The 24,412-nt window shown below is 70.9% G+C and carries 29 protein-coding genes and 1 pseudogene; 17 read left to right on the top strand and 13 right to left on the bottom strand.

Annotation, left to right across the window (positions count from 1 at the left end):
• Positions 1-28: 28 nt before the first annotated feature.
• Together AC5L30_RS25235 and AC5L30_RS25230 are read right to left on the bottom strand one after the other, a co-directional pair.
• On the bottom strand, positions 29-1,366 hold the full coding sequence (locus tag AC5L30_RS25235) for a M16 family metallopeptidase (protein WP_494870103.1): 1,338 nt from the start codon (positions 1,364-1,366) through the stop codon (positions 29-31).
• Entirely contained in the window at positions 1,363-2,652 is a 1,290-nt protein-coding gene (locus AC5L30_RS25230; RefSeq protein ID WP_494870102.1) for a M16 family metallopeptidase, read from the bottom strand. The genes AC5L30_RS25235 and AC5L30_RS25230 overlap by 4 nt, the downstream gene beginning before the upstream one ends.
• A gap of 102 nt (positions 2,653-2,754) precedes the next feature.
• On the opposite strand from AC5L30_RS25230, the gene AC5L30_RS25225 reads away from it, so the two are divergent.
• Positions 2,755-3,504 (top strand): phosphodiesterase, encoded by a 750-nt coding sequence (locus AC5L30_RS25225; protein WP_494870101.1) that lies wholly within the window; start codon positions 2,755-2,757, stop codon positions 3,502-3,504.
• On the opposite strand, the gene AC5L30_RS25220 is transcribed toward AC5L30_RS25225, so the two are convergent.
• Positions 3,471-3,689 carry a hypothetical protein gene (locus AC5L30_RS25220; protein ID WP_355429292.1) on the bottom strand — a complete coding sequence of 73 codons (219 nt, stop codon included), beginning with the start codon at positions 3,687-3,689 and terminating at the stop codon, positions 3,471-3,473. The genes AC5L30_RS25225 and AC5L30_RS25220 overlap by 34 nt on opposite strands.
• Before the next feature lie 273 nt (positions 3,690-3,962).
• Here AC5L30_RS25220 and AC5L30_RS25215 point away from each other — a divergent pair, with 273 nt between their 5' ends.
• The 3 genes from AC5L30_RS25215 to AC5L30_RS25205 all read left to right on the top strand — a co-directional run bounded on the left by AC5L30_RS25215 (position 3,963) and on the right by AC5L30_RS25205 (position 5,974).
• Complete coding sequence (locus AC5L30_RS25215) at positions 3,963-5,057, top strand: 3-deoxy-7-phosphoheptulonate synthase (RefSeq protein ID WP_091405633.1); 1,095 nt, start codon at positions 3,963-3,965, stop codon at positions 5,055-5,057.
• A gap of 439 nt (positions 5,058-5,496) precedes the next feature.
• Complete coding sequence (locus tag AC5L30_RS25210) at positions 5,497-5,730, top strand: hypothetical protein (protein ID WP_274531013.1); 234 nt, start codon at positions 5,497-5,499, stop codon at positions 5,728-5,730.
• A 49-nt stretch (positions 5,731-5,779) separates the two neighbouring features.
• Positions 5,780-5,974: a hypothetical protein gene (locus tag AC5L30_RS25205; RefSeq protein WP_494870100.1), complete on the top strand. Its 195-nt coding sequence runs from the start codon at positions 5,780-5,782 to the stop codon at positions 5,972-5,974.
• A gap of 55 nt (positions 5,975-6,029) precedes the next feature.
• Here the strand turns inward: AC5L30_RS25205 and AC5L30_RS25200 are convergent, their stop codons facing one another.
• The 3 genes from AC5L30_RS25200 to AC5L30_RS25190 are packed head-to-tail and all read right to left on the bottom strand — an operon-like array spanning position 6,030 to position 7,296.
• Positions 6,030-6,572, bottom strand: coding sequence for a DUF1360 domain-containing protein (locus AC5L30_RS25200; RefSeq protein WP_494870099.1), 543 nt, complete (start codon positions 6,570-6,572; stop codon positions 6,030-6,032).
• 53 nt (positions 6,573-6,625) lie between these two features.
• The gene (locus AC5L30_RS25195; protein WP_494870098.1) at positions 6,626-6,955 is read right to left on the bottom strand and encodes an SRPBCC family protein; all 330 of its coding nucleotides are present in this window, start codon (positions 6,953-6,955) and stop codon (positions 6,626-6,628) included.
• Positions 6,955-7,296, bottom strand: a complete 342-nt coding sequence (locus AC5L30_RS25190) for a DUF6158 family protein (RefSeq protein ID WP_494870173.1) — start codon at positions 7,294-7,296, stop codon at positions 6,955-6,957. Before AC5L30_RS25190 ends, AC5L30_RS25195 begins: the two co-directional genes overlap by 1 nt.
• A gap of 131 nt (positions 7,297-7,427) precedes the next feature.
• Here AC5L30_RS25190 and AC5L30_RS25185 point away from each other — a divergent pair, with 131 nt between their 5' ends.
• Together AC5L30_RS25185 and AC5L30_RS25180 are read left to right on the top strand one after the other, a co-directional pair.
• Positions 7,428-7,850 carry a hypothetical protein gene (locus AC5L30_RS25185; protein ID WP_494870097.1) on the top strand — a complete coding sequence of 141 codons (423 nt, stop codon included), beginning with the start codon at positions 7,428-7,430 and terminating at the stop codon, positions 7,848-7,850.
• Between the two features lie 25 nt (positions 7,851-7,875).
• A complete protein-coding gene (locus AC5L30_RS25180; protein ID WP_494870096.1) occupies positions 7,876-8,205 on the top strand; it encodes a DUF3817 domain-containing protein in 330 nt (109 codons plus the stop codon).
• Positions 8,206-8,254: 49 nt separating this feature from the next.
• On the opposite strand, the gene AC5L30_RS25175 is transcribed toward AC5L30_RS25180, so the two are convergent.
• The gene (locus AC5L30_RS25175; RefSeq protein WP_494870095.1) at positions 8,255-8,776 is read right to left on the bottom strand and encodes a DUF6232 family protein; all 522 of its coding nucleotides are present in this window, start codon (positions 8,774-8,776) and stop codon (positions 8,255-8,257) included.
• A gap of 500 nt (positions 8,777-9,276) precedes the next feature.
• Between AC5L30_RS25175 and AC5L30_RS25170 the strand changes: the two genes are divergently transcribed.
• Complete coding sequence (locus tag AC5L30_RS25170) at positions 9,277-10,254, top strand: C40 family peptidase (RefSeq protein WP_494870094.1); 978 nt, start codon at positions 9,277-9,279, stop codon at positions 10,252-10,254.
• Between the two features lie 72 nt (positions 10,255-10,326).
• Here AC5L30_RS25170 and AC5L30_RS25165 read toward each other — a convergent pair whose 3' ends face one another.
• From AC5L30_RS25165 to AC5L30_RS25150, 4 genes are all read right to left on the bottom strand, one after another.
• The gene (locus AC5L30_RS25165; RefSeq protein WP_196919428.1) at positions 10,327-11,316 is read right to left on the bottom strand and encodes a sigma-70 family RNA polymerase sigma factor; all 990 of its coding nucleotides are present in this window, start codon (positions 11,314-11,316) and stop codon (positions 10,327-10,329) included.
• 379 nt (positions 11,317-11,695) lie between these two features.
• Positions 11,696-12,637, bottom strand: coding sequence for an N-acetylmuramic acid 6-phosphate etherase (gene murQ / locus AC5L30_RS25160; protein WP_494870093.1), 942 nt, complete (start codon positions 12,635-12,637; stop codon positions 11,696-11,698).
• A complete protein-coding gene (locus tag AC5L30_RS25155) occupies positions 12,634-13,548 on the bottom strand; it encodes a MurR/RpiR family transcriptional regulator (RefSeq protein WP_030488123.1) in 915 nt (304 codons plus the stop codon). The genes murQ and AC5L30_RS25155 overlap by 4 nt, the downstream gene beginning before the upstream one ends.
• 76 nt (positions 13,549-13,624) lie before the next feature.
• Positions 13,625-14,641, bottom strand: a complete 1,017-nt coding sequence (locus AC5L30_RS25150; protein ID WP_494870092.1) for an NAD-dependent epimerase/dehydratase family protein — start codon at positions 14,639-14,641, stop codon at positions 13,625-13,627.
• Between the two features lie 160 nt (positions 14,642-14,801).
• On the opposite strand from AC5L30_RS25150, the gene AC5L30_RS25145 reads away from it, so the two are divergent.
• Positions 14,802-15,494, top strand: coding sequence for an SDR family NAD(P)-dependent oxidoreductase (locus AC5L30_RS25145; RefSeq protein WP_494870091.1), 693 nt, complete (start codon positions 14,802-14,804; stop codon positions 15,492-15,494).
• Here AC5L30_RS25145 and AC5L30_RS25140 read toward each other — a convergent pair.
• Positions 15,479-16,147, bottom strand: coding sequence for a dTMP kinase (locus tag AC5L30_RS25140; RefSeq protein ID WP_494870172.1), 669 nt, complete (start codon positions 16,145-16,147; stop codon positions 15,479-15,481). The two genes, AC5L30_RS25145 and AC5L30_RS25140, sit on opposite strands and share 16 nt — an antisense overlap.
• A 179-nt stretch (positions 16,148-16,326) precedes the next feature.
• Between AC5L30_RS25140 and AC5L30_RS25135 the strand changes: the two are divergent.
• From AC5L30_RS25135 to AC5L30_RS25115, 5 genes and pseudogenes are all read left to right on the top strand, one after another.
• A pseudogene (locus tag AC5L30_RS25135) lies at positions 16,327-16,914 on the top strand (nucleotidyltransferase); the annotation flags it as partial.
• Entirely contained in the window at positions 16,911-17,186 is a 276-nt protein-coding gene (locus AC5L30_RS25130) for a hypothetical protein (RefSeq protein WP_494870090.1), read from the top strand. The pseudogene AC5L30_RS25135 and the gene AC5L30_RS25130, both read left to right, overlap by 4 nt.
• Positions 17,187-17,196: 10 nt before the next feature.
• Positions 17,197-17,973, top strand: coding sequence for a metallophosphoesterase family protein (locus tag AC5L30_RS25125; protein ID WP_494870089.1), 777 nt, complete (start codon positions 17,197-17,199; stop codon positions 17,971-17,973).
• Entirely contained in the window at positions 17,964-18,107 is a 144-nt protein-coding gene (locus AC5L30_RS25120) for a GPGG-motif small membrane protein (protein ID WP_007464364.1), read from the top strand. Before AC5L30_RS25125 ends, AC5L30_RS25120 begins: the two co-directional genes overlap by 10 nt.
• A gap of 172 nt (positions 18,108-18,279) precedes the next feature.
• Entirely contained in the window at positions 18,280-18,774 is a 495-nt protein-coding gene (locus tag AC5L30_RS25115) for a TspO/MBR family protein (protein WP_494870088.1), read from the top strand.
• Positions 18,775-18,826: 52 nt separating this feature from the next.
• Here the strand turns inward: AC5L30_RS25115 and AC5L30_RS25110 are convergent, their stop codons facing one another.
• Positions 18,827-19,600, bottom strand: coding sequence for a M23 family metallopeptidase (locus tag AC5L30_RS25110; protein ID WP_494870087.1), 774 nt, complete (start codon positions 19,598-19,600; stop codon positions 18,827-18,829).
• Between the two features lie 250 nt (positions 19,601-19,850).
• Here AC5L30_RS25110 and AC5L30_RS25105 point away from each other — a divergent pair, with 250 nt between their 5' ends.
• The 4 genes from AC5L30_RS25105 (at position 19,851) to AC5L30_RS25090 (ending at position 24,401) form a co-directional block, all read left to right on the top strand.
• On the top strand, positions 19,851-21,197 hold the full coding sequence (locus AC5L30_RS25105) for an ABC transporter substrate-binding protein (RefSeq protein ID WP_494870086.1): 1,347 nt from the start codon (positions 19,851-19,853) through the stop codon (positions 21,195-21,197).
• A gap of 70 nt (positions 21,198-21,267) precedes the next feature.
• Positions 21,268-22,314 carry a carbohydrate ABC transporter permease gene (locus AC5L30_RS25100; RefSeq protein ID WP_494870085.1) on the top strand — a complete coding sequence of 349 codons (1,047 nt, stop codon included), beginning with the start codon at positions 21,268-21,270 and terminating at the stop codon, positions 22,312-22,314.
• A 1-nt stretch (position 22,315) separates the two neighbouring features.
• Positions 22,316-23,284 carry a carbohydrate ABC transporter permease gene (locus AC5L30_RS25095; RefSeq protein WP_238658018.1) on the top strand — a complete coding sequence of 323 codons (969 nt, stop codon included), beginning with the start codon at positions 22,316-22,318 and terminating at the stop codon, positions 23,282-23,284.
• A gap of 70 nt (positions 23,285-23,354) precedes the next feature.
• Positions 23,355-24,401, top strand: a complete 1,047-nt coding sequence (locus AC5L30_RS25090; protein ID WP_494870084.1) for a LacI family DNA-binding transcriptional regulator — start codon at positions 23,355-23,357, stop codon at positions 24,399-24,401.
• Positions 24,402-24,412 lie beyond the last annotated feature (11 nt).

The following is a 24,412-nucleotide window of genomic DNA, read 5'->3' as shown; positions in this document are numbered from 1 at the left end:
CTTCATGATCGACAAGCAGGGGTGGGGGTTAGGGGAGGAGGGTGCCCAGGGCGGTGGCCTGTAGGTCGTCGCGGATTACTGCGGCGTCGCCCTCGATGACCAGGGTGAGGGCATCCGGGTGCAGGTGGGTGGCTGCCGCTGCGGAGACCTGGTCCACGTCGGCGGAGAGCAGCGACTCGCGCAACCGCGCGTGGTAGTCGTCCGGCAGGTCGTGCACCACCAGGGTGGTCAGCGCGGAGGCGATCGCCCGAGGGCTCTGCAACTCGACCGAGAGCTGCCCGGCCCGCCAGGAACGGGCCACCTCCAGCTCATCCTCGGTCACCCCGCTGACCTGGGTACGGGTGATCTCGCCCACCGCCTCCACCAGGGCCGGCGCGGTGACCGCCGTCTGCACGCCCGAGCTGACCGCGAAGCGACCGAACCGCCGGGACGCGGCAAAGTCACCCCGAATGCCGTAGGTGTAGCCGTGCACCTCGCGCAGCAGATGGTTGAGGCGGGAGGTGAACGCCCCGCCGAGCACCGTGCCGGCGAGCGTCATCGGCACGTAGTCGGGGTGCGCCCGGTGTGGTGACGGGTGGCCCAGCCGCAACGTGGACTGCACCGAGCCGGGCCGGTCCACCAGGATGATCCGCCGCCCGCTGTGCAGCGGCACCTCGATCGGGCCGCCCCGGTCGGCGGGGCCACCACCGGTGCCGGCGAACGCCGCGGCGGCCAGCGCGTCCAGGTCGATCCGGTCCAGGTCCCCGGCGACGATCAGGGTGCCGGGGCGCAGGAACCACTCGGAGTGGAAGACCGTCACGTCCTCCACGTCCAATCCGGCGACCGAGTCCGGGTCGCCGTGCATCGGCCGCCCCCAGCGGTTCTGCCCGCCGAACAGGTCGGCGCGCAGCGCGGCGTCGGCGCGCGGGCCGGGGTTGGCCCAGTCCATCCGCAGCGCGGTCGCCTCGTCGTCGCGGACCCGGCGTACGTCGGCGGGGTCGAGTTTGGGCGTGCGGACCGCCTCGGCGAGCAGCTCCACGGCCGCGCTCAGCCGGTCCACCGGGACGACCACGCTGGCCTGGAACGAGTCCCAGTCCAGACCGGTCGACAACGCGGTGCCGAGCCCTTCGACGGCGAGCGCGTACGCGGCGGCGTCCCGCTGCGCGGTCCCCTCCTCCAACGCCTTGGCCAGCACACCGGACAGGCCCTCCTTGCCGACCGGTTCCTGGCCCGCCCCCACGTCGAGCAGCAGCAGGGCCACGGCGAGGTTCTGCCCCGGCAGGTGCGCGGCGACGACCTGACCACCGGCCACGGCACGGCGGACCACCGGCGGGAACCGGTACGGGCGGGCCGCCCCCGGGCCGGGACGGTCGGCGATCAGCGTCATGAGGTCTCCTCGGGCAGGTAGGTCAGGGTCACCCGGTCGGTGGCGAGCACGTCTGCGGCGGCCTCGGCGATCTGCTCGGCGGTGACCGCGAGCAGGGCCGGCAGCTGGTCGGCGATGCGGGCCGGGTCACCGAACTGGGTGGTGTACCGGCCGAGCAGGTCGGCGCGGCCGTCGACCGTGGACAGCTGACGCCACCAGCCGGTGCTGAGCAACGCCTTGGCCCGATCCAGCTCGGCGGTGGTGACCGGCACGGTGGCCAGCTCGTCGACGACCTCGGCCAGCCCTTCGGCCAGCCGCCCGGCGCTCACGCCGGGGCGGGCGGTGGCGGTGGCGATCAGCGGTGCCGGGGCGTGTGCGAGATCCACCCCGTACGCCCCGACCAGGTCCGGCTGCGCGATCCGCTCGCCGTCGGCGAGTCGCTGGTAGAGCCGACTGCCCCGGCCGCTGCCGAGGATGGTGGCGAGCACGGTGATCACGTTGTACCCCGGGCTGCCGAACGGGTAGCTGCGGTGGGCGATGTAGACCCGCGGCGCCGGCACGTCGGCGCTGACCGACTCGACCGCCGTCTGCCCGGTGGCGGGGACGCTGCGGCCGTCGGGCGCCGGCGGGATGTCGTCGCGGGCGGGCAGCGCGCCGAAGTACTTGTCGGCGAGCGCGAACACGTCGGAGGCGGTGGCGTCGCCCACCACGGTGAGCACCGCGTTGTTCGGCGCGTAGTAGGTCTGGTGGAACGCCTGGAAGGTGGCGAGGTCAGCGGCGTTCAGGTCGGCCATCGAGCCGATCGTCGCGTGGTGGTAGGGGTGCCCCGGCGGGTAGAGCAGCGGCAGCAACCGCAGCCAGGCATCGCCGTACGGGACGTTCTCGTAGCGTTGCCGGCGCTCGTTCTTGACCACGTCCCGCTGGTTGTCCAGCGTCTCCTGGGTGAGAGCGGGGACCAGGCCGCCCATCCGGTCGGCCTCCAACCAGAGCGCCAGCTCCAGGTGCTCGGCCGGGACCGTCTCGAAGTAGTTGGTCCGGTCCGGGTTGGTGGTGGCGTTGAGCGAGCCGCCGGAGCCCTGAATCAGCTTCATGTGCTCGGTCTTCGCCACGTTCACCGAGCCCTCGAACATCAGGTGCTCGAAGAGGTGGGCGAAACCGGTCTGCCCGGCCGGCTCGTGCCGGGAGCCGACGTCGTACCAGAGGTTGACGGCCACGGCGGGCGCGGTGCGATCCTCACTCACCACCACACGTAGGCCGTTGTCCAGTCGGGACGTCTGAATGGGCCAGGGGTAACCGCTGTCGGGCATGCCCCGACGCTATCCGATCTCGGGAGCGGAAAGGTGACGTGCCGTCGGTCGGCGAGCCGACCCGGGCCGCATCGTGGCCGCCGCGCGGGGTACCGGAGAGCAATGACCCTCACCCCGCCTCCGTCCCGGCCCGTCGGCCGGGCCGCCACCGCCGTCGAACGCGCCAGCACCGCGCTCGGCCGGCTGCGCCGCGGTCGGTTGCTGCATCCGGCCGGTCGCTCGTTCGCCGGCGAGACGGTGATCTGGGGTACGCCCGGACCGCCCACCGGGGTGGCTCTGCTGGACCACCCCGGTCGGCACCGGACCACCGTCCGGCTCTCCAAGGGAACGCCCACGCCCGGCAGTTGGCCCGACGTCCTGGGCCTCGCGCTGCGCCTGCACCGCGACGACGGCCGGCCGTTCGACCTGTTGGTCAGCTCCAGCGGCGCGGCCCCGGTGCTGCGGAACCTGCCGCTGCCCCGACGCCGCTTCACCGGCACGTACAGCACGATCACGTGGTACCGCGCGGGTCGGCGGCGCCTCTGGCTGGCCGCGTTGGCCGACCCCGACTCGGCCGACCTCGGTCGCAGCCTGGCCACGGCGGCCGCCGTGACCCGGACGGACACCCCGCGACTGGTGCTCGCGGTCGCGTCGGCGGTGGGGCCCTGGCGGCTGGTCGGGCAGGTCACCCTCGGTGCCCAGCTCAGCGCCGAGCAGGACGCGGCGCTCGCCTTCGACCCGGTGCGCAACCTGCCACCCGAACTGCGGGTGGCAGGTCCGCTGGCCTGGCTGCGCGACCAGACCTACCGGGGGTCACGCCGGGCGCGCGGGGCGACCGCTCAGTCCGGCGGTTCGACCGCGGCCACGGTCTGATCCGAGGTACGGCGTTCCAGCACCGTGTCCGGGGCGGCGTTCTGGTCCGCCTCGCGGATGTCCGAGTCGGCGAGGATGGCCTCGGCCTGCGCCTCCGGGTCGTCGCTGCCCACCGCCTTCTCCTCGGGCAGGAGATGGTGCGCGCGGGACTCCACCCGCTCCTGATCACTCTGCTCGTGTGTCATGGCACCCCTGTTACCCCGACCGCACGCTCGGCACGCGATCTGCGCCCCGCATCTTGGGACGACCGGCCGGGTGACCGGGTCCGGTCGGGTACGCTGGCCCGGTGACGCGTTCCTATCGATGGTTTAGGCAGCCGGCTCGCACGCCGGTGACTTCACCATGAACTGACGTCACCACGGACCGAGCCGGCTGGGCAGGAGCTGTCGTTCCTGCCCTTTTGCGTACGAGCAGCCGGCTCGTCCCGGGCACCGGCCCCGGGCACGGTCGGCGGAAGGATGCCCACCGTGACGACCCCGGAGACCGATCGGGTCAGCGATCAGCGGATCGACCGTGTCGTGCCGCTGACCACGCCCGCCCTGCTGCACCACGAGTTACCCCTGGACGCCCCGCTCGCGTCGGCCGTGCTGACTGGTCGCCGCGCGGTCGGTCGGGTGCTGGACCGCGAGGACGACCGCCTGCTGGTGGTGGTCGGCCCCTGCTCGGTGCACGATCCGGCCGCCGCCCTCGACTACGCGCAGCGTCTGCGGACGGCAGCCGACCGGCTCGCCGACGACCTGCTGATCGTCATGCGGGTCTACTTCGAGAAGCCCCGCTCCACCGTCGGCTGGAAGGGCCTGATCAACGACCCGGGGCTGGACGGCAGCGGGGACGTCAACACCGGTCTGCGGCTGGCTCGGGCGCTGCTGCTCGACGTGCTCCGCCTCGGCCTGCCGGTGGGTTGCGAGTTCCTCGACCCGATCACCCCGCAGTACATCGCGGACACGGTGGCCTGGGGCGCGATCGGCGCCCGCACGGTGGAGAGCCAGGTGCACCGCCAGCTCGCCTCCGGCCTGTCCATGCCGATCGGCATGAAGAACCGCCCGGACGGCAGCATCGGCACGGCCGTGGACGCGATCCGCGCCGCCGGGGTCCCGCACGTCTTCCCCGGCATCGACTTCTCCGGCACCCCGGCGATCATGCACACCCGGGGCAACACCGACGGGCACCTGGTGCTGCGCGGCGGGGGCGGCCGGCCCAACTACGACGCCGAGTCCGTCGCCGGAGCGCTCGACCTGCTCCGCGCCGCCGACCTGCCGGAGCGACTGGTGATCGACGCCAGTCACGCCAACAGCGGCAAGGACCACCGCAACCAGCCGCTGGTCGCCGCGGACGTGGCCGCCCAACTGGCCGCCGGCCAGCGGGGCATCACCGGCGTGATGCTGGAGTCGTTCCTGCTGCCCGGCCGGCAGGAGCTCGACCCGACCCGGGAGCTGGAGTACGGCCGGTCGGTCACCGACGCCTGCCTGGGCTGGGACGACACGGCCGAGGTGCTCGACCACCTCGCCTCGGCGGTGCGGGCCCGTCGGGCCACCCTGCCGACGACGGTGTGACCGCCGACACCGCGGCACACGGAACACGAGCGGGGGTCGGCTCGTTGACACGGGTGTCGGTGTGCCCAGTGTCCCCGGGCCTCACCTAAATAGCCTTCGCGGAATACCGTCCGGCTGGAGCCGCGTAGCGCCACTCGCCGAGAGGCGACCTGCACACCGACACCAGCGCCGCCCCTGACTCACAAGGTCGGGGGCGGCGCTGTCGGTATTCGGCGAACCCCAGCGGACCGGCCCGGCCGACAGCGCCGAGCAACATCACCCTCGCCCTCTTCGCGCCCGCTACCTCTTTGCCTCCCTTTGCTGTGCACCCGTCCGCGCACCACCTACCGAGCGTGACTGTCGCCTGGGCGGGTGCAGAGCAAAGGAAGGCTCCCGGGGCCATCGACCGAGAGCGCAGGGTGCCACCGGGGTGACGTTTGACCGATTCCGCCCCGGGTAGCTGATCGACGTGACCGACGACGCATCCGTGGCCGGCGAGCCGGACACCCAGGCCCTCGACGACCTGCTCGACGACATCTTCCGGGCGCAGGAGCGGGTCACTCAGGCGGAGATCTATCGCCGGGCGGTGGCCGCCGAGCTTCCGCCGGACCTGCTCGCCCGCATCGACGCGCTTCCCGAGGGTGAGTACGCCGTGGACGAGGCCAGCGACCTGCTGGGCGGTTCCATCGGGTGAGCGACCTGGGCGGCACCATCGCGCGAATGACCGCAGGAGGGACACCGACATGACGCACCACGAGAAACACGACGAGAAGGTGCCGGCGCTGGGTCAGCCCCCGAAGGGCAGGGACACCACGCCCGAGCCGGACTTCGCCAACGAGCACGACCGCACGGCGGTGGATCGGGACATCATCACCGGGGCGGACGAGGACGAGCGGGAACCGGAGTCGCCGCACGGCTGGTCGGGCATGCAGCGCTGAGGCGTACGAGAAAGGGGGGCCGGCGTCTGCCGGCCCCCCTTTCGTGTCCTGCTGGTCAGTCGTCGTCGCCGTGCCCGCCCTCGGCGGCCTGCTGCGCCGTCGCGTACGCCATCTGGAGGAAGTCGGACGCGGCGACCGCCGTCAGCGCGGTGGCCACCAGACGGGTGAGCCGGGGCGCGAGCACCAGGCCACCGGTCAGCCCGGTGGCCACCCAGACCGCCAGGCAGAACGGGCAGCTCAGCAGTTCGCCGATGGCGTGCCGGGTCGGGCTGCCCGAGTCGCGGACCTGCTCCATCACCTCGCCGCTGCCGATCGGGCGGTCGTAGCGGGTGAACGGCGCCCGCAGCGGGCTGGTCACCGCGTCCTTGGACAGCAGCCGGCTCAGCTTGTGCGTGGCGATGGAGAGCAGCACCACGTCGGACGGGGTGGGCCGTTCCGGCACCGGCCGACCGGTCGCCTTGACCAGGCCGGCGAGAGCCCCGGTCACGCCGGCGTAGGCGCCCATCGCCACCAGGTACCCGCCGAGCGGCCGGTGCTCGTGCGGCGCGTACGCCCGGCGCAGCCGGGCCGCCTTCTGTCGCAGGCCAGTGTCGCTCACCCGATCTCCTCGTGTGTCGTGGTGGTGCGGGAGCGGCGTCCCGCGCGGTCGGCTCAGCCGGCCTGGAGGTTGTCGGCGACCTCGCGTACCAGGTTGGTGAGCGCTTCGTCGGCCAACTGGTCCGGACCGGGCCCGCCCGACCCGTCGGCCAGGTCGAGCTGGATCCGGGCGCCGCCGGAGTCCGCCGGCTCGACCCGGATCTCGGCGGACCAGTCAGCGTCGCCCCAGCGGGCGCGCAACTCCTCGCCGCTGATCTCGGCCGCGGGGCTGCCGTCGCCGCGCAGCGGCTCGGGCAGCCAGGCCGAGGCCCGGTCGGGGTCGGTGGCCGTGCTGAAGACCACCTCGGGTGGCGCGGACATGCCGCGCACGGCGCGCGCCGGCATCAGGCGTCCCGCAGGCGGCTGGGATCGACCTCGCGACCGGGGTGGCGGGCCAGGTACTCGGTCTCCAGCTCCGCAGTGCGCCGCAGGTGGTTGGCGAGTGCGGAGTCCGCCGCGTGCCGCAGGGTGTCCAGGCGGGTGCGGTGCAGGCTGTGCATCTCGCGGATCAGGTCCTCGTCGGTCAGCTCCGTCGGGTCGATACCGGGCAGATCACCGTCGAGGCCGGGAGCGCCCGCCGGGTCGGCGAACTGGTCGCCGCCCCACTCGGACACCCGCTGCTCCGGGCTCATTTCCGCGCCGCCGCTGGACGCATAGCCGTCTTCACGTACCGATCCGGTCATGATCGCCCCCCTTGATCTCGTTTGGGCTGGCGTCTAGACGATTGCCCAGGCGTGCTGATGCCAAACCACGCCGGCGAGGCGACGACTACGACACGGTGTCGGAGACCGGTAGCGCCCCCGGTACCCTCAATGTCATGAGGCGGCTCTGGACCCCGGCGTGGATCGCGCGCCACGTGGCCATGGTCGTGCTGGTCGTGGGCTTCCTCGGGCTGGGCTGGTGGCAGATCAGCCGGGCCACCGCCGGCAACACCCTGAGCTGGGGGTACGCGGTCGAGTGGCCGATCTTCGCCGGCTTCGTGGTCTACGTCTGGTGGCGTGAGGTGAAGTTGGCCCGCCGCAGGGCGGCGGAGGCCGACGCGCCGCCGGCGGATCCGGCCGTCGAGCCGCCGCCGACGGCCACCCCCGGGTCCCGACCGGCGGTACGCCGACCGGTGCGGGTGTCCCGGGTGCCGGCCAGCGGCGACGTCGTCGAGGACACCGACCTGGCCGCCTACAACCACTACCTGTCATGGTTGAACGCCAATCCGGGCGCCCGGCCCGGTGACTATCCCGGCTGAGCCGGGCTCGGAAGGACGGACGAAGGTGGGCGCTGCCCTTACCCGGTACCGCGTGATCGCCTGGATCGTGGGCGTGGTGCTGATCCTGCTGGTCGTGATCGGCATGCCGCTGAAGTACGCGTTCGACAACCCGGTCGTGGTGGAGACGATCGGGCCGGCGCACGGCTTCCTCTACATGATCTACCTGGTGGCCGCGTTCGACCTGAGCCGCCGAGCCGACTGGCCGCTGAAGCGGATGCTGCTGGTGATGCTGGCCGGCACCGTGCCGTTCGTCTCGTTCTACGCCGAGCGCCGGGTCAGCGCCTGGGTGGCCGCGCCGCAGGAGGAACGGGCGCCGCAGCCCGTCGCTCGCTGAGCGACCGGTGGGCCGACGCGGTCACCGCGCCGGTCCACCGCCCATCGGGTCAGCGGCTGGGCCGCCACGGGTCCGCCGAGGCGAGCGGATCGACCCAACTGCCGTAGCGGTTGACCTCCCGGGCCCGCAGCAGCGATCGGGTGACCTGGCCGAACTGCCGTTCGTCGTCCGCGCTGAACAGCAGCACCTCCGATCCTCGGTACCACCCCCACAGCTCGTGGGGTGGCGGGCGCCAGCGATCACCGACCAGGGCGAGAGCGGCCGGGAGCAGGAACACCGCGCCGAGGATCAGGTACGCCCCGGCGGTGAGGCGTTGCAGCCCGCCGGTGAAGCCGAGGAGCACCCCCACCCCGCCGAGCATGCTGGCGGTGATGACGACGGCCCGGACGGCGATCCGGTCGTGCGGGCCCCGGGTGGTACGCAGATGGGTCAGGTCGGCGACCTGGTAACTGTTCCGACCGACGGTGAACCGGTCGACGGTCACGACGATGCCGGGCCGCGCGTACAGCAGGGTTGACCGGGCGCCCGGCACCGTTCGCGGCGGTCGCGTCTTTGCGCCTTCACGATTCACGGTTCCCTCCCGGGGGACGGTTGGCCAGGCGGACCCGTCGGTGGCAGTCATCGCCACCTGTCGACGGGATTCCCGGGTCCGGACTTCATTGTGTTGCGGCACCGCCAGTCGACCTGGGCATTTACCGTCTCCCGACAGCTCGCCACGACCGGGTGAGATCGCCGAGAAACAGCATCCATTTCAGGTTTTATCGGTTATGGCGGCCAGGAATCCGGCGGCATACGCCCGGAACGACGAAGGTCGTATATCCGTCAGTAGTTCGCGAAAAGGGCGGTGTTCCCTCGCTCGCAGGCGTCATCCGCCACGATGACGCCACCCAGCCCACTGGCACGACCGGCAACTCTTCCAACTTTCGCCCCTGCTTCAACTGCGAGCGACATCCGTCCCGGGTTAGGTTGGGCGAGCCGGTCCGGCCCAGTGCCGTCCGCCCGGATGGCCCCGGCCGGTGTCGTCGAGGGCGTCAGCAGCCCCGACGGCCGTGGGAGAGGGGCCTTCCGCTCTTGTCATCCCTGAGAAATCTGCTGCGCACCGTGGCGCTGGTCGGCATGTCGGCCGCGCTGATCGCCCCGACGGCGGTGGCCCGGGCCGAGCCGTCCCCCGCCGACCTGACCCGCCGGATCGAGACGTCCTCGGCCGAGTTGGAGCGGGTCGTCGAGTCGTACAACAAACTGCGTGAGGAGATCAAGGCAAACGAGGCCGCCGCGGCCCGATTACAGACCCGCATCGGCCCACTCGAACAGCAGGTCGAGCAGAGCCGGGCCGACGTGGCCGAGCTCGCCTCCACCGCGTACAAGAGTGGCGGCCTGCGCACCGCGGACGCCCTGCTGCGTCCCGGCGGCTCGGCCGCGTTGCTGGACCGGCTCGGCACGATCGAGCAGTTGACCCGCCAACGGCAGGAGCGCATCTCCGGCTTCACCGCCGACCAGCAGCGACTGCTCGACGAGAAGGCCCGCCTGGGCGCCACGCTGACCCGGCAGGCCGCTCAGGCTCGGCAGCTCGCGGCGGGCAGGAAGCAGATCGAGCAGGACCTGGCCAAGTTGTACGAGCTGCGCCGGCAGGCGTACGGGGCCGCCACCGAGCGACCCGAGCCCAAGGCGGCAACGAACGAGGCCAAGAACGTGCCAGCCGTGTCCGGTGCTGCCGGCACGGCGGTGCGCTACGCGTTCGGCGCCATCGGGAAGCCGTACGTCTGGGCAGCCGACGGGCCGAACGGCTACGACTGTTCCGGGCTGACCTCGGCGGCCTGGCGGGCGGCCGGGAAGTCCCTGCCGCACAACACCCGGATGCAGTGGAGCGCGGTCACCCACATCGGGCGGGGTGATCTACGCCCCGGCGACCTGGTCTTCTACAGCGGGCTCGGGCACGTCGCCCTCTACGTGGGCGGCGGCCAGGTGATCGACGCGCCCAGCGCCGGTCGCAACGTGCTCAAGCGCGGCATGAACATGATGTCCATCCAGGGTTACGGCCGGGTTCGCTAACCACGATCGGCAACGGCGAACGGCCGGCGTCCCCCTATCGGACGCCGGCCGTTCGCCGTCATTACTACCGGGTCAGGCTGCCTGCAGCCCCTCAGCCCGGGCCAGCTCACGGAGCCGGCCGAGGGCCTGGATCTCCAGCTGCCGGATCCGCTCGCGCGACAGCGAGAACCGGGACGCGACCTCGGTGAGCGAGTGCTCCCGGCCGTCCTCCAGCCCGTAGCGGGCCCGCATGATGCCGGCGGACCGGTCATCGAGGTGGTTGAGCAGCCCCTCGATGCGCTGCCGCTCCAGGCCGCTGAGGACGATGTCCTCCGGCGACGGCGCATCGCTGTCGGCGACCAGGTCGCCGAGGTTCGTGTCGCCGTCGTCGCCCACCGGGGTGTCCAGCGAAACGGTGTCCTGGGACCAGCGGCGCAGCTCGTTCACCCGCTCGACGGTGACGCCGAGGGCGGTGGCGATCTGCTCCGGCTCCGGGTCGCTGCCCAACTCACGGGTCAGCTGCCGAGCCACGTTGCGCATCCGGTTGACGTCCTCCACCAGGTGCACCGGCAGACGGACGGTGCGCTCCTGCTGGGCGATCGCCCGGCTGATCGCCTGCCGGATCCACCAGGTGGCGTAGGTGGAGAACTTGTAGCCGCGCTCGTAGTCGAACTTCTCGACCGCCCGGACGAGGCCGGTGTTGCCCTCCTGGATCAGGTCCAGCATGGGCATCCCCGAGCGCACGTAGCGTCGGGCGATCGATACGACCAGTCGGAGGTTCGCGCGGATGAAGAGATCCTTCGCCCGCTCCCCCTCGACGACCAGCCACTCCAGGTCGGCCCGGTCGACACCGGCGGGAACGGCTTCCTCACCGAGCAGGTGCTCGGCGTAGAGGCCGGCCTCGATCGCCTTGGAGAGATCGACCTCCTTGGCGGCGTCCAGCAGTGGCGTCCGGGAGATCTCGTGCAGGTAGACGCCGACCAGGTCGCGCTCCTCGGCAACCTCGTCGGTTCGCATGCCGATGTTCTTGTCCACGTTGCCCACGGTCCCCTCGCTCGCGCCGGTTGCCCGGTTCCTTGCCATTCCCCACACCGGTCAGCCCCTGGTAACTTCTGCTGTGCCCATCGGTGCTGACACCTACACAACAGATGAGACGTGTCGGGGATTCCTCGTCGTGAGTCGAAAGTGTCACGAATGCCTGAGTAGTAGCTGAGAGCACGGTCCATGTTTGCTGTCAGCACCCCATCGGGTGGCTCGCCACTGGGCACCACTAACCGGGGTTACCGCACCATGGCAACACCGCCCGCCGCGGGGGCACAGCGACCCGGGTCACCACGGTGATGCGATCCTGGTCACTGCGAGATACGCACCGGTGGACCGGTCGGTTCATCCACGGGGGTGTTATTACCCCCCGGCCAGATGAACAATCCGACGCCCCGTTCGCTTCCCGGGTCGGGTGACGCTAGGAGGCGAGCAGGGCGAGCGCGCCGCGTACCTGGTCGGCCGAGCGGGCCAGCGCGGCCCGGGCGGCGTCGATCTCGGCGCCCGAGACGAGGGAGACGAGCGCCGTCTTCAGGTCCCCGTCGGCCTCGCTGAGGGCTCGCCGGGACAGCTCCTCCGAGCAGCCGGTGGCCTCGACCAGAATCGAGATCATTCGTCCGCGGAGTTTCGCGTTGGTGGCCACCATATCGATCATGAGGTTCGAGTAGACCCGCCCCAGGCGCACCATGACGGCGGTCGAGAACGTGTTGAGCACCAACTTCTGTGCCGTGCCCGCCTTCATCCGGGTCGACCCGGTGACCACCTCAGGTCCGGTGTCCACCCCGATGAACACGTCCACCGACCGGGCGGCCTCCGCCTCCGGATTGGCGCAGAGCAGCACCGTCGAAGCGCCCTTGGCGTGGGCTGCGCCGAGCGCCCCGAGGACGTACGGGGTGCGCCCGCTGGCCGCCAGACCAACCACCAGGTCCCCGGCCCGTACACAACTGGCCGCTTCGACCGCGCCGCCCCGGTCGTCGTCCTCGGCGTCCTCCACGGCCCGCCACATGGCGTCCGGGCCGCCGGCGAGGTGCGCGCAGAACCAGTGTCGGGGCGAGTTGAAGGTGGGTGCCAGTTCGGCCGCGTCGAGCACGCCCAGCCGGCCGGAGGTGCCGGCCCCGAAGTAGTGCACCCGGTGACCACCGCGAAGCGCCGCGACCGCCAGGTCGACGGTGGTGGCGATCTCGTCGAGCACCGCGGCGACCGCCGCTGGCACCCGCCGGTCCGCCTCGTTGATCACGGTGAGCACGTCCCGGGTCGACATCAGGTCCAGGTCGACGCTGAGCGGGTTACGCCGTTCGGTGGGGGCGCCCACCCGGACCGTCGGACGAGCGGGCGGTGCGGGCATCTCCGCACCCGCCGTCATGCCCGCCTCCGGTTGGCACCCACCCGGTGCGACTGGACCGCCTCGGCGGTCGCCTCCAGAGCCTTGCGGGCCCGGGCCCGGTTGCGGGCGGCCACCCCGACGAAGAGGCAGTCGACCACGGTGAGCTGGGCCAGTCGGCTGGCCGTCGCGCCGGAGCGGTAGGTGGTCTCCCGGGCCGCGGTGGTCAACACGAAGTCCGCCACGTCGGTGATCGGCGAACGCGGGAAGTTGGTCAGCGCCACGGTCGCGGCACCCCGGGTACGGGCCTGTTCCAGCACCTCGATCACGTCGGAGGTGGTGCCGGTGTGCGAGATGCCGATCGCCACGTCTCCCCGGCCCAGGAGGGCGGCCGAGGTCAGCGCGGTGTGCACGTCCGGGAAGTAGAAGGCGATCCGGCCGATGCGGTGCAGCTTCTGCTGAAAGTCCGAGGCGACGAACCCGCTGGCGCCGGCGCCGTAGATGTCGATCCGACCGGCACCGCTGATCGCCTCGACCACCTGCTCGCAGACGGCAGGGTCGAGTTGCTCGGCGGTCTCCTCGACGGCGCGGGCGTCGTTGAACGCGATGGTGGCGATGATCTGGGCCAGGTCGGCACCGGGCGGGATGTCACCGCCGACCACCCGGGCGTCCGGTGGCTCGATCCGGCGGGCGGCCTCGGCGGCGAGGCGAATGCGCAGCTGGGGGTAACCGTCCATGCCCACCGAACGGCAGAACCGGATGACGGTCGCCTCGGATGTCTCGGCCGCGGTGGCGAGGTCGGTGATTGTCCGCCGGGCGGCCGCCGCCGGGTCGGAGACGACCAGCCGGGCGACCCGCTGCTCGGCGGGCGACAGCGATGGCAACAGCCCGCTGATGTGGACGATCAGCCCACCGGGCTCGTGACTCGCAGAAATCTTCGGACTCTTCGCCACGGATGAAACTTACTTTCACCAAGCGTGAGCGTCAACTATGACTGTCCGAGGTGGGGGAAACTTCGATCAGCCGGGATCACCGGTCCCGCACAGCCTGCCACTTCTCCAGGACCGCCGCCTCATCCGCCGGGTCGAGTCCACCCTGCCGGACGGCCGCCGGGTGGGCGGCAATCCAGGAAGCGGTCGCCCGAACGGTATCGGCCAACGGACGGACCGTCAGCCCGGCCTCCAGGGCCGGCCGGACGTCCCGGTCCATCAGGCCCGCGTTCTCCGGCAGTCGCACCCAGAGCGGCAACGCCCGCTCCCCCGACCACTCGCGTACCTCGTGGGACAGCAGGAACTCCTGATCGACCCAGGTGAGGGCCGGTTCGGCGACGCCCAGCCCGGCGGCCACCCCGGCCAACAGGTCGGCTCGCGACATCGCCGGACCGGTGCCGTCGTACGTGCCGCCGAGGCGGGTGCCGGCGGCGTGCAACAGCCAACGCGCCAGATCGGCGACGTCCACGAACTGCACCCGATCGGTCGGGTGCCCGGGGGCCAGCACCTCGCCACCGGCCGACAGCCGCCGCACCCAGTACGGGAAACGGTCGCTCGGATCCTCCGCGCCGACGATCAGCCCGGCCCGGCAGATGAACGAGCGGTCCACGCCCATCCGCTCCCGGACCAACTCCTCGATGCTCACCTTGCACTCGCCGTACCAGCGGTGATCCGGGCCGACCGGACCGTCCACGTCCGGCGGGGCCGGTGCCAGGACCGGCGCGTCCGCCGCGGTCTGGCCCGGGGTGGTGTGGTCCGCGTAGACCGAGATCGTCGACACGAACGACCAGTGGCCGACGTGGTCGGCGAGCGCGGCCAGCGCGTGCCGGGCGTGGCTGATCTGGCGGGTCACGTCGACCACGGCGTCGAAGCCCGCGTCGGCGAGCGGGACGAGCGACTCGGGATCATCGCGGTCGGCCGCCACGAACCGCGCCCCGGCCGGCACGGCGCCGGACACGCCCCGCGCCGCACAGGTCACCTCGTAACCCTGCTCGACGGCGAGCCGGGCCGTCGCCCGGCCGAGGAATTGGGTACCACCGAGAATGAGGATCCGCATGCCGCCGATCCTGCGCCCCCAAGGTCCGAACAACCCAACCAATCTGCCCATGGCAGACCGCGATCATGAAGTTGTTGCCATTCAGATCGGCGTGTCACGGCAATAACTTCATGATCGACGGAGGGGCTCGGAGGGGGGCGGGGGCACTAGCGTGGGGCGTATGGGACAGGGCAGCGTGTTGGTTACCGGGGGTTCCGGCGGGCTCGGCGGGGCGGTCGTCTCCGCGTTTCTTGAGGCGGGCTGGCGGGTGGTCGTACCGCAGCGGAAAGCGCGGCCCGGGTCGGAGCCGGCGGTGGCCGGACTGGTCCGGGTCGTCGCGGACCTGGGCGAGCCGGCGGGCGCGGCGCAGGCGGTCGAGGCCGCCGCCGGCGAACCGGCGGCGCCGCTGCGCGCGGTGGTCAACCTCGTCGGGGGGTACGCCAGCGGCGGGCTGGTGCACGAGACCCCGGTCGAGGAGTTCGAGCGGATGCTCACCGTCAACCTGCGGCCGACCTACCTGGTCACCCAGGCCGCGCTGCCGCACCTGGTGGCGTCCGGTGGTGGCGCGGTGGTCTGCGTCTCGGCCCGCGCGGCGGTCGCCCCGTTCCGCGGCGCGGCCGGCTACTCGACGGCCAAGGCGGCGGTGCTGGCCCTCGCCAACGCGGTCGCGGTGGAGTACCGGTCGCAGCACGTGCGCTGCAACACCGTGCTGCCCAGCGTCATCGACACCCCGGCGAACCGGGCGGCTCAGCCCGACGCCGACCATTCCCGCTGGGTGACGCCGGACGAGATCGCGCCGGTGATCCGGTTCCTGGCGTCGGCCGAGTCCGCGCCGACCAGTGGTGCCACCGTTCCGGTCTACGGGCGGGCCTGAGCCACCATCGGGCCCACATCGTCCCCGGCCGGCGCGGACGGCGGCAGCCAGGTCTCCAGGTGCGCCTGGATCTGCTCGGTCACCTCCTCGGCCGGGCGGCCCGCGTCCACCAGCACGAAGCTGGGATATTCGGGCAGTGCCCGGTAGGCGGTGTCGGCGGCGGTGAGCCACCCCATCGTCTCGTGGTCGGTGCCGCGTTCCTCGATGCGCCGGTACGCCTCGGCCGGGTCGACGGCGAGCAGGAAGGTCACCTGCGGCGTCGGGAACAGCCGGTAGCCGGCCCGGGCGAGCCGCTCCCAGCGCTGCCCACCGTGCGCCCGGATGCTTGCGTACTGACAGGCCGAGTAGCGGTCCATCACCGCCGTCCGACCGGTGAGCAGGCAGCTGATCAGGGCGATGGCGATGGCCAGCCAGCGCAGCACCGACTCCACGGCCAGCACGCCGTCGCGCCCGACGAGCTGTTGCGCGTCCGGCCGACCGAGGCGATGGGCGAGCCGGCCGAGCCAGCGCCGGCCACTGGCGTTGCGGCGGTAGGTGGCGGGGCGTCCGGCGGCGGTCAGCGCGTCCGCCAGCCGGTGTGCCTGAGTGGTCTTGCCCGAGCCGTCGATACCGATCAGGGCGACGGTGCGCAATCGGGCCTTGCGTCGTCGCATCCCCGATGATCTGGCCACTCTCCACAGGTTATCCGACCCACGCACCGGCCCCGCGAGTTTTGTGGTGGTTCATCCCTGTTGACGCCTGACCGCGACACCAGCAGGTGTGGCCGACCGGTATGCCGGGTACCGGAGTTTGAAATCCAACCGCCGGTCCACCAACACGACGACGGAGGAACCAGATGGCTGAGCGCGGGGACGAGAGTCTGGTGCACACCCTCAAGAAGGTCGCCGCCGTGCTCAAGCAGTCCGAGATCCCGTTCGCCCTGGGCGGCAGCTTCGCCGTCTACGCCCACGGGGGGCACTCCAGCGATCACGACGTCGACTTCCTGATCCGGGAGGCCGACGTCGAGCAGGCGCTGGAGGCGCTGGTGGCCGCCGGCTTCGTCGCCGAGCGTCCACCGGAGGACTGGCTGGTCAAGGTCTTCGACGACGGCCGGATGGTGGACCTGATCCACCGGCCGATCGAGACACCGGTGACCGAGGAGACGTTCGCCGACACGGTCGTCCGGCCGGTGGACGCGATTCACATGCCGGTGCTGTCCGCCACCCAGTTGATGGTGCACAAACTGCTCAGTTTCTCCCAGCACTACTGCGACTTCGCCCGCGGTCTGCCGCTGGCCCGCTCGCTGCGGGAGCAGATCGACTGGGAACGGGTACGCAAGGAGACGCAGCACTCGCCGTACGCCGAGGCGTTCCTGGTGCTGCTGGACCGGCTGGAGGTGGTGCCGACTGCCGGCACCCAGCCAGGAGAGGGGACATCGTGACCCACCATCGCGACATCGGTGCCGGGCCACCGGACGAGTACGTCGAAGCGGAGATCCAACGGTTGCTCGTCGAGGACCCGGCCGTCGCCGAACAGGGCATCACCGTGGTGCGACGGGAACGCGCCCTCGTGCTCTACGGCGAGGTGGAGAGCCCGCACCGGCGGGAGGAGATCCTGCGTCGGGTGTCCGAACGCTTCCCGGACGTGCCGATCACCAGCGACATCGGGGTGATCCGCGTCGAGGCGCCCACGGAGATCGAGCAACTGCCCTGAGGGAGGTTCCATGGTGATCCGGATCGCCGCTGTGGGCGACGTGCATCTGGACGAGGACGTGGTCGGCCGGTTCCGACCGGCGTTGGAGGAGCTGCCGGAGTGCGCCGACGTGCTGTTGCTGGCCGGGGACCTGACCCGGCACGGCACCGAGGCCGAGGCGCGCTGCGTGGCGGAGGAGTTCGGTGGGTTGGCCGTACCGGTGGTGACCGTGCTCGGCAACCACGATCACCAGTGTGACCAGGTGCCACAGGTGGTCAAGGTGCTGGAGGACGCGGGCATCACCGTGCTGGAGGGCAACGGCGTCGTGCTGGACTGCGCGGGCGGCCGGCTCGGCATCGCCGGCGTCAAGGGCTTCGGCGGTGGGTTCGCCGGGCGGTGCGCGAGTGACTTCGGCGAGCCGGAGATGAAGGCATTCGTGCGGACCACCACCGACAGCGCGGACCGTCTGGGTGAGGCGCTGCGCTCGCTGGACTGCGACATGCTCGTCGCGCTCACCCACTACTCGCCGGTGCCGGACACGCTGGCCGGCGAACCGTTGGAGATCTACCCGTTCCTGGGGTCGTACCAGTTGGGGCAGGCGATCGACTCGGCGCCCACGGCGCTGGCCGTGCACGGGCACGCGCACGCCGGCACCGAGCGCGGCACGACCCCCGGCGGGGTACGCGTCCGCAACGTCGCACACCCGGTGATCAAGCAGGCGTACAGCGTCTTCCACGTTGGCGATCAACTCGACACCGACCAGGTTTCCCCGATCGGCCAGTCGGGTAGTCAGAGGTCATGGAGCTGATTCTCTGGATTCTCGCAGTCGTACTCGTGGTCGCCGGCATCCTCGCGCTGTTCCGCCGGCAGATCCTGTGGGGCATCGTCCTCATCGTCGTCGGGCTGTTGGTCGGCCCGGGTGGTGTCAGCATCTTCAATTAGCGTTCTTCAGCCTTGAGACCGGGACCCGCCGGGGTCGCCGCGACCGGAGCTTCGTCCTCCCGACAGAAGCACCGGCTGCGGCGATCCCGGCGCTTTTTCGTGGGTGGTCGGCGCCCCTGAACCGCCCTCCGCTGAGCGGTTTGAGCCGACGACGGAAGGAAATATCTCGACCATGGAGATATCTCGGGACGCACCGGCGACCACCGGGCGGCGAGCGTGGTGGGCCCTCGTCGGCTTCGCGGCGGCGGTCTTCGTCGCGGCCGCGATCGGCGGGCTGGGCGTGCAGGGCACCACCGACGAGTACGCGAGCCTGCGGCAGCCCGGCTGGGCCCCGCCCTCGTGGCTCTTCGGCCCGGTCTGGTCGCTGCTGTACGCGCTGGTCGCGGTGGCCGGCTGGCTGGTCTGGCGGCGGGTCGGCTTCTCCCCCGCCCTCTGGGCGTGGACCGCCCAACTGGTGCTCAACGCGATCTGGACCCCGCTGTTCTTCGGCGCGGGGCAGTACGGGCTAGCGTTCGCCGAGATCGTGCTGATGTGGCTGGCGATCGGCCTGACCGTGGTGCTGTTCGCCCGGGTGTCCCGGGTGGCGGCGGCGCTGTTGCTGCCCTACTGGGCCTGGGTCACCTTCGCCGCCGCGTTGAACCTGTCGATCTGGCAGCTGAACACCTGACCCACCGGTCCCCGACGGCGGCGCCCGCCGGGGACCGTGGCCGTTCGTCGGGTCAGCAGCGGGGCACCCCGGGGATGTAGCCGTCGGAGCCGGTGTACACGTACGCGTCGGCGATGTAGCGGCCGGAACCGATCCGGTCCCAGATCGAGCTGGTGCCGTAGGTGCCGGTGACCGTGGTGCCACTGGTCTGGCAGGCGATGGTCACCCGGGTGCCGTCGGCGACGGTGCCCACCGAGGCGTACCCGGTCCCGGGGCCGGAGCGGACGGTCAGTGGCGTGCCGCTGGTGTCGACCGTGCCATTGCCGCCGCCCGAGGAGCACCCGTTGTTACTGGTGTAGCTCTTGGTGCCCCAGTACAGCGCGAGGGTGCCGTTGAAGCGGACCTGGATGTCGGCGCCGTTGAGGCGCTGCTCGTAGTGCAGGTGTGGGCCGGTCGAGCCTCCGGTGCTACCGACCCAGCCGAGCACCTTGCCGTACCCGACGGTCTGCCCGACCGAGACGTTGAAGCCGTTGAGGTGCGCGTAGTAGGTGCTGTAACCGCCGCCGTGGTTGATCCGGACGTACTTGCCGTAGCTGGTGCCGCCGAGGTCGGTGACCCGGTCGACCGTGCCGGGGGCGCTGGCGACCACCGGGTCGCCGAGGTCGTCGGTGCGGTTGAAGTCGACGGCGTACGCCGGGCTGTGGTCCGACCGGGTCTGCCCGGACCAGGACTGGCCGCACGGGAACGGCACCTTGAAGGTCGGCGCGGCCAGCGCCGGAGTCGCCGGCACCAGCGCTCCCCCGACGAAGAGACCCGTCACCAGCAGGCTGATCCACCGCTTTCGCATACAGCTCCTCCTATGTCGAAAACCTTCGATCCGGTGCGCTCAGCCTGACAGATATCGTCAATCTTCGAAAGAGTCCCCAGCATGTCCCGGTAGCGCGCCCACCAGGCAGCCCGCAGGTTTCCGGATTGTTACTCGCTCGTGTCTGACAGGGGGTGGACCGGGCCGGATGCAAGCGCTTACATGTGTGCACGCCCAATCGGACCGGCGACGGGTCACCAGCACGACCGCGCCGGCTAGGAAGGAGGACGGCATGGCGGTCTTTACCAGACCACGCCAGGCCTTCGTGATCGCCGGTGTACTCGGGCTGGCGCTCAGCGCCACCGCCTGCGGTACCGGCGACGACAAGAAGAGCAGCAAAGCGGGCTCCGCGGAGTGCGCCGCATACGAGAAGTACCAGGGCCACGACGGCAAGAAGGTCTCCATCTACGCGTCCATCCGTGACGCCGAGGCCGACCTGCTTGAGCGGTCGTGGTCGCAGTTCACCGATTGCACCGGCATCGAGATCGACTACGAGGGCAGCGGCGAGTTCGAGGCCCAGCTCCCCGTCCGGGTCGACGGTGGCAACGCCCCCGACATCGCCTTCGTGCCGCAGCCGGGCCTCGTGAAGCGTTTCGCGGACGCCGGCAAGCTGAAGTCCCTCGGCGCCGACACCAAGGCCCTCGCCGAGCAGAACATGCCGGCCGACTGGCTGAAGTACGGCACCGTGAACGGGACGCTCTACGGCGTGCCGCTCGGCGCCAACGTGAAGTCCTTCGTCTGGTACTCGCCGAAGACGTTCAAGGAGAAGGGCTGGGAGGTTCCGACCACCTGGGACCAGCTCATCGCCCTGAGCGACAAGATCGCCGCCAGCGGCACCAAGCCGTGGTGCGCGGGCGTCGAGTCCGGTGACGCCACCGGCTGGCCGGCCACCGACTGGATCGAGGACGTGGTCCTGCGTACGCAGGGTCCCGAGGTCTACGACCAGTGGACCACCCACGCCATCCCGTTCAACGACCCGAAGATCGTCGACGCGGTTGACCGCGCCGGCAGCATCCTCAAGAACGAGAAGTACGTCAACGGCGGCTTCGGCGGCGTCAAGAGCATCACCACCACCGCCTTCCAGGAGGCGGGCCTGCCGGTGACCACCGGCAAGTGCGCGATGCACCGACAGGCGTCGTTCTACGCCAACCAGTTCCCCGAGGGCACCAAGGTGGCCGAGGACGGCGACGCGTTCGCCTTCTACTTCCCGGCCATCGACCCGGCCAAGGGCAAGCCGGTGCTGGGCGCGGGCGAGTTCGTCGTCGGCTACGCCGACCGTCCCGAGGTCCAGGCGGTGCAGACCTACCTCGTCTCGGCGGAGTACGTGAACAGCCGCGCGAAGCTCGGCAACTGGGTGACGGCGAACAACAAGCTGGACATCGCCAACGTCGCCAGCCCGATCGACAAGCTCTCCGTCCAGATCCTCCAGGACAAGACGGGCACCTTCCGCTTCGACGGATCCGACCTGATGCCGGCCGCCGTCGGCGCGGGAACGTTCTGGAAGGGCATGGTCGAGTGGCTGAACGGCAAGGCGACCGCCCCGGTGCTCCAGGGCATCGAGAGCAGCTGGCCTAAGTGATCCCGACGGTGGCCCGGTCCGCGTTCGCGGGCCGGGCCACCGGCCGAGGTGGACCCGGAAGGGAGGGTTGATGAAGTTCGACTTCGCCGATCAGCAGCCGAAGTTCCTCATGCTGATGTACGGGCTGGTCGCCTTCGTGTTGGTGGTGGGCGGTCTGCTGCTACTGCTCGATGTGGTGCCGGCCTGGTTCGCCCGGCGACGGGAGGCACAGCTCGTCGCCGCCTCGGTGAGTGGTGCTCCACTGCCCCGCCGACCCAGGCAGCGGGAGGGAATCTTCGCGATCTTCTTCCTGCTGCCGACGCTGCTGCTGCTCGCCATCGGACTTGTCGTGCCGGCCATCCGCACCGTGCTGCTCTCCCTGATGAACGGGGACAGCACCGAGTGGGTGGGGCTGCGCAACTACGGCTTCTTGTTCTCTGACGACGCGATGGTCCGGGTCCTGATCAACACCCTGGTCTGGGTGCTCCTGGTTCCGCTGGTGGCGACCGGGTTCGGCCTGATCTACGCCGTACTGGTGGACAAGGCCCGGTTCGAGGCCGTGGCCAAGTCACTGATCTTCCTGCCGATGGCCATCTCCTTCGTCGGCGCCAGCATCATCTGGAAGTTCGTCTACGCCTACCGGGGTGAGGGCGACCAGATCGGTCTGCTCAACCAGATCGTGGTCAGCCTCGGCGGTGAGCCCAAGGCGTGGCTGCTCGAATCACCCCTGAACACGCTGCTGCTGATCGTCATCATGATCTGGATCCAGGCCGGCTTCGCCATGGTGGTGCTCTCCGCCGCGATCAAGGCGATCCCCGGCGACATCGTCGAAGCCGCCCGGCTCGACGGTGTCAGCCCCTGGCAGATGTTCTGGCAGATCACCATGCCGAGCATCCGACCGGCGTTGATCGTCGTGATGGTGACCCTCACGATCGCCACGCTCAAGGTCTTCGACATCGTCCGGACCTCGACGAACGGCAACTACGACACCAGCGTGATCGCCAACGAGATGTACAACCAGGCATTCCGGTACGGCCAGAGCGGACAGGGTTCCGCGCTCGCGGTCTTCCTCTTCATCCTGGTCATCCCGGTCGTGATCTACCAGATCCGCAACCTCCGTCAACAGCGGGAGGGCTGAGATGACGACCGCAACGCCCACCGTCGCCGCCGGCACCCAGAAGACCGACGGCACCCCGACCACCACGGCCGGCCGGGTCCGCAAGCGGTTGAACAGCCGCACCGCGACGCTCGTCTCGATCGTCATCGCGGTGGTCTGGACCATCCCGACCTTCGGCCTGCTCGTCTCCTCCCTCCGCCCGGAGGACGAGATCAAGACCACCGGCTGGTGGACGGCCTTCACCAACCCGCAGTTCACCTTCGAGAACTACGAGCAGGTCCTGTTCGGGCGTTCGGCGTCCTCCGGCCAGCTCGCCGGCTCCTTCATCAACTCGCTGGCGATCACCATCCCGTCGGTGCTCTTCCCGCTCGCCTTCGCGTCCCTCGCCGCGTACGCGCTGGCCTGGATCAAGTTCCGGGGGCGGGACTGGCTCTACATCGCGATCTTCGCGTTGCAGATCGTGCCGCTGCAGATGGCTCTGGTGCCGCTGCTGAAGTTCTTCTCCACCGGGGTCACCCTCGGCGGCGTCACCCTGATGCCGGCCTGGGACCTGGTCGACGAGCAGAAATTCGCCCAGGTGTGGTTCGCCCACACCTGCTTCGCGCTTCCGTTCGCCGTCTTCCTGCTGCACAACTTCATCTCGCAACTGCCGGGGGACCTGATGGAGGCGGCCCGGGTCGACGGGGCCACCCACCCGAAGATCTTCCGCACCATCGTGCTGCCGCTGATCACCCCGGCGCTGGCGGCGTTCGGCATCTTCCAGTTCCTCTGGGTCTGGAACGACCTGCTGGTCGCGCTGATCTTCGCGGGCGGCGGCGACGAGACCGCTCCGCTCACCGTCCGGCTCGCCGAGATGGCCGGCACCCGGGGCAACGAGTGGCAGCGCCTGACCGCCGGTGCGTTCGTCAGCATCGTCGTACCGCTCATCGTGTTCCTGTCCCTGCAGCGCTTCTTCGTGCGAGGTCTGCTCGCCGGCAGCGTCAAGGGCTGACCCGCGCGCCCGCCGCCGCCTGGCCCCTCGGGCGGCGGCGGGCGCTCCGGGCACCGGAGCGGGAGAAACCGTGACGAGGATCGATGATGTGGCCCGGCTGGCCGGAGTGTCCACGGCCACCGTCTCGCGGGCGCTGCGCGGACTGCCGACGGTCTCGGCCGCCACCCGGCGCCGGGTACTCGCCGCCGCCGAGCAGCTGGACTACGAGGTCTCGCCGAGCGCATCCCGGCTCGCCGGCGGCCGGACCGGCACGGTCGCGGTGGTGGTCCCCCGGATCACCCGCTGGTTCTTCAGCACCGTCGTCGAGGCGGTCGAGGAGTACCTTCACCAGTCCGGCTACGACCTGCTGCTCTACAACCTGGGCGGCCGGGAGCAGGTCCGCCAGCGGGTCCTGCGTACGGCCAACCTGCACAAGCGGGTAGACGCCATGATGTTGGTCGCCACACCGCTGCGTCCGGCCGACCTGACCGCGCTCGCCACGCTGGAACTGCCCGGAGTCACCATCAGCTCGGGCAGCAGGGTACCCAACTGGCCGTGCGTACGGATCGACGACGTGGCGGCCGCGCGGGTCGCGACCAAACATCTGATCGACCTCGGCCATCACCGGATCGCCCACATCTCCGGCGACCCGGACGACGAGTTGGCCTTCACCACCCACCTCGACCGACGCCGGGGTTACCAGGCGGCGCTGCGCTCCGCCGGCCTGCGACCCGACCCGACCCTGGACATCGAATCCACCTTCACCATCGACGGCGGCAACCGGGCCACCGCCGAGCTGCTGGCCCGCGGCGAGCCGCCGACCGCGATCGTCGCCGCCTGCGACGAGATGGCGATGGGCGCGCTGACCGCCCTGCGCGAGGTCGGACTGCGGGTGCCGCAGGACGTCAGCGTGGTCGGCATCGACGACCACGACCTGGCCGGTGTGCTCGGACTCAGCACCGTCGCACAGCCCGCCGCCGAGCAGGGCCGGTTGGCCGCCCAGATGCTGCTCGACCCGCTCGGGGCACGACCGCTGGGCCCCATCGTCAGTCAGCGGGGCGCCGGTTGCGACACTCCGGTGGTCCTGCCCACTCGGTTGGTGGTCCGGGATTCGACCGCACCGCCCCGGGCACACTGAATTCCACACAC

This window comes from Micromonospora sp. BQ32 (assembly GCF_059358895.1).
Note: the sequence above shows the minus strand (reverse complement) of the source record. Positions and strands in the feature narration are given on the sequence as shown.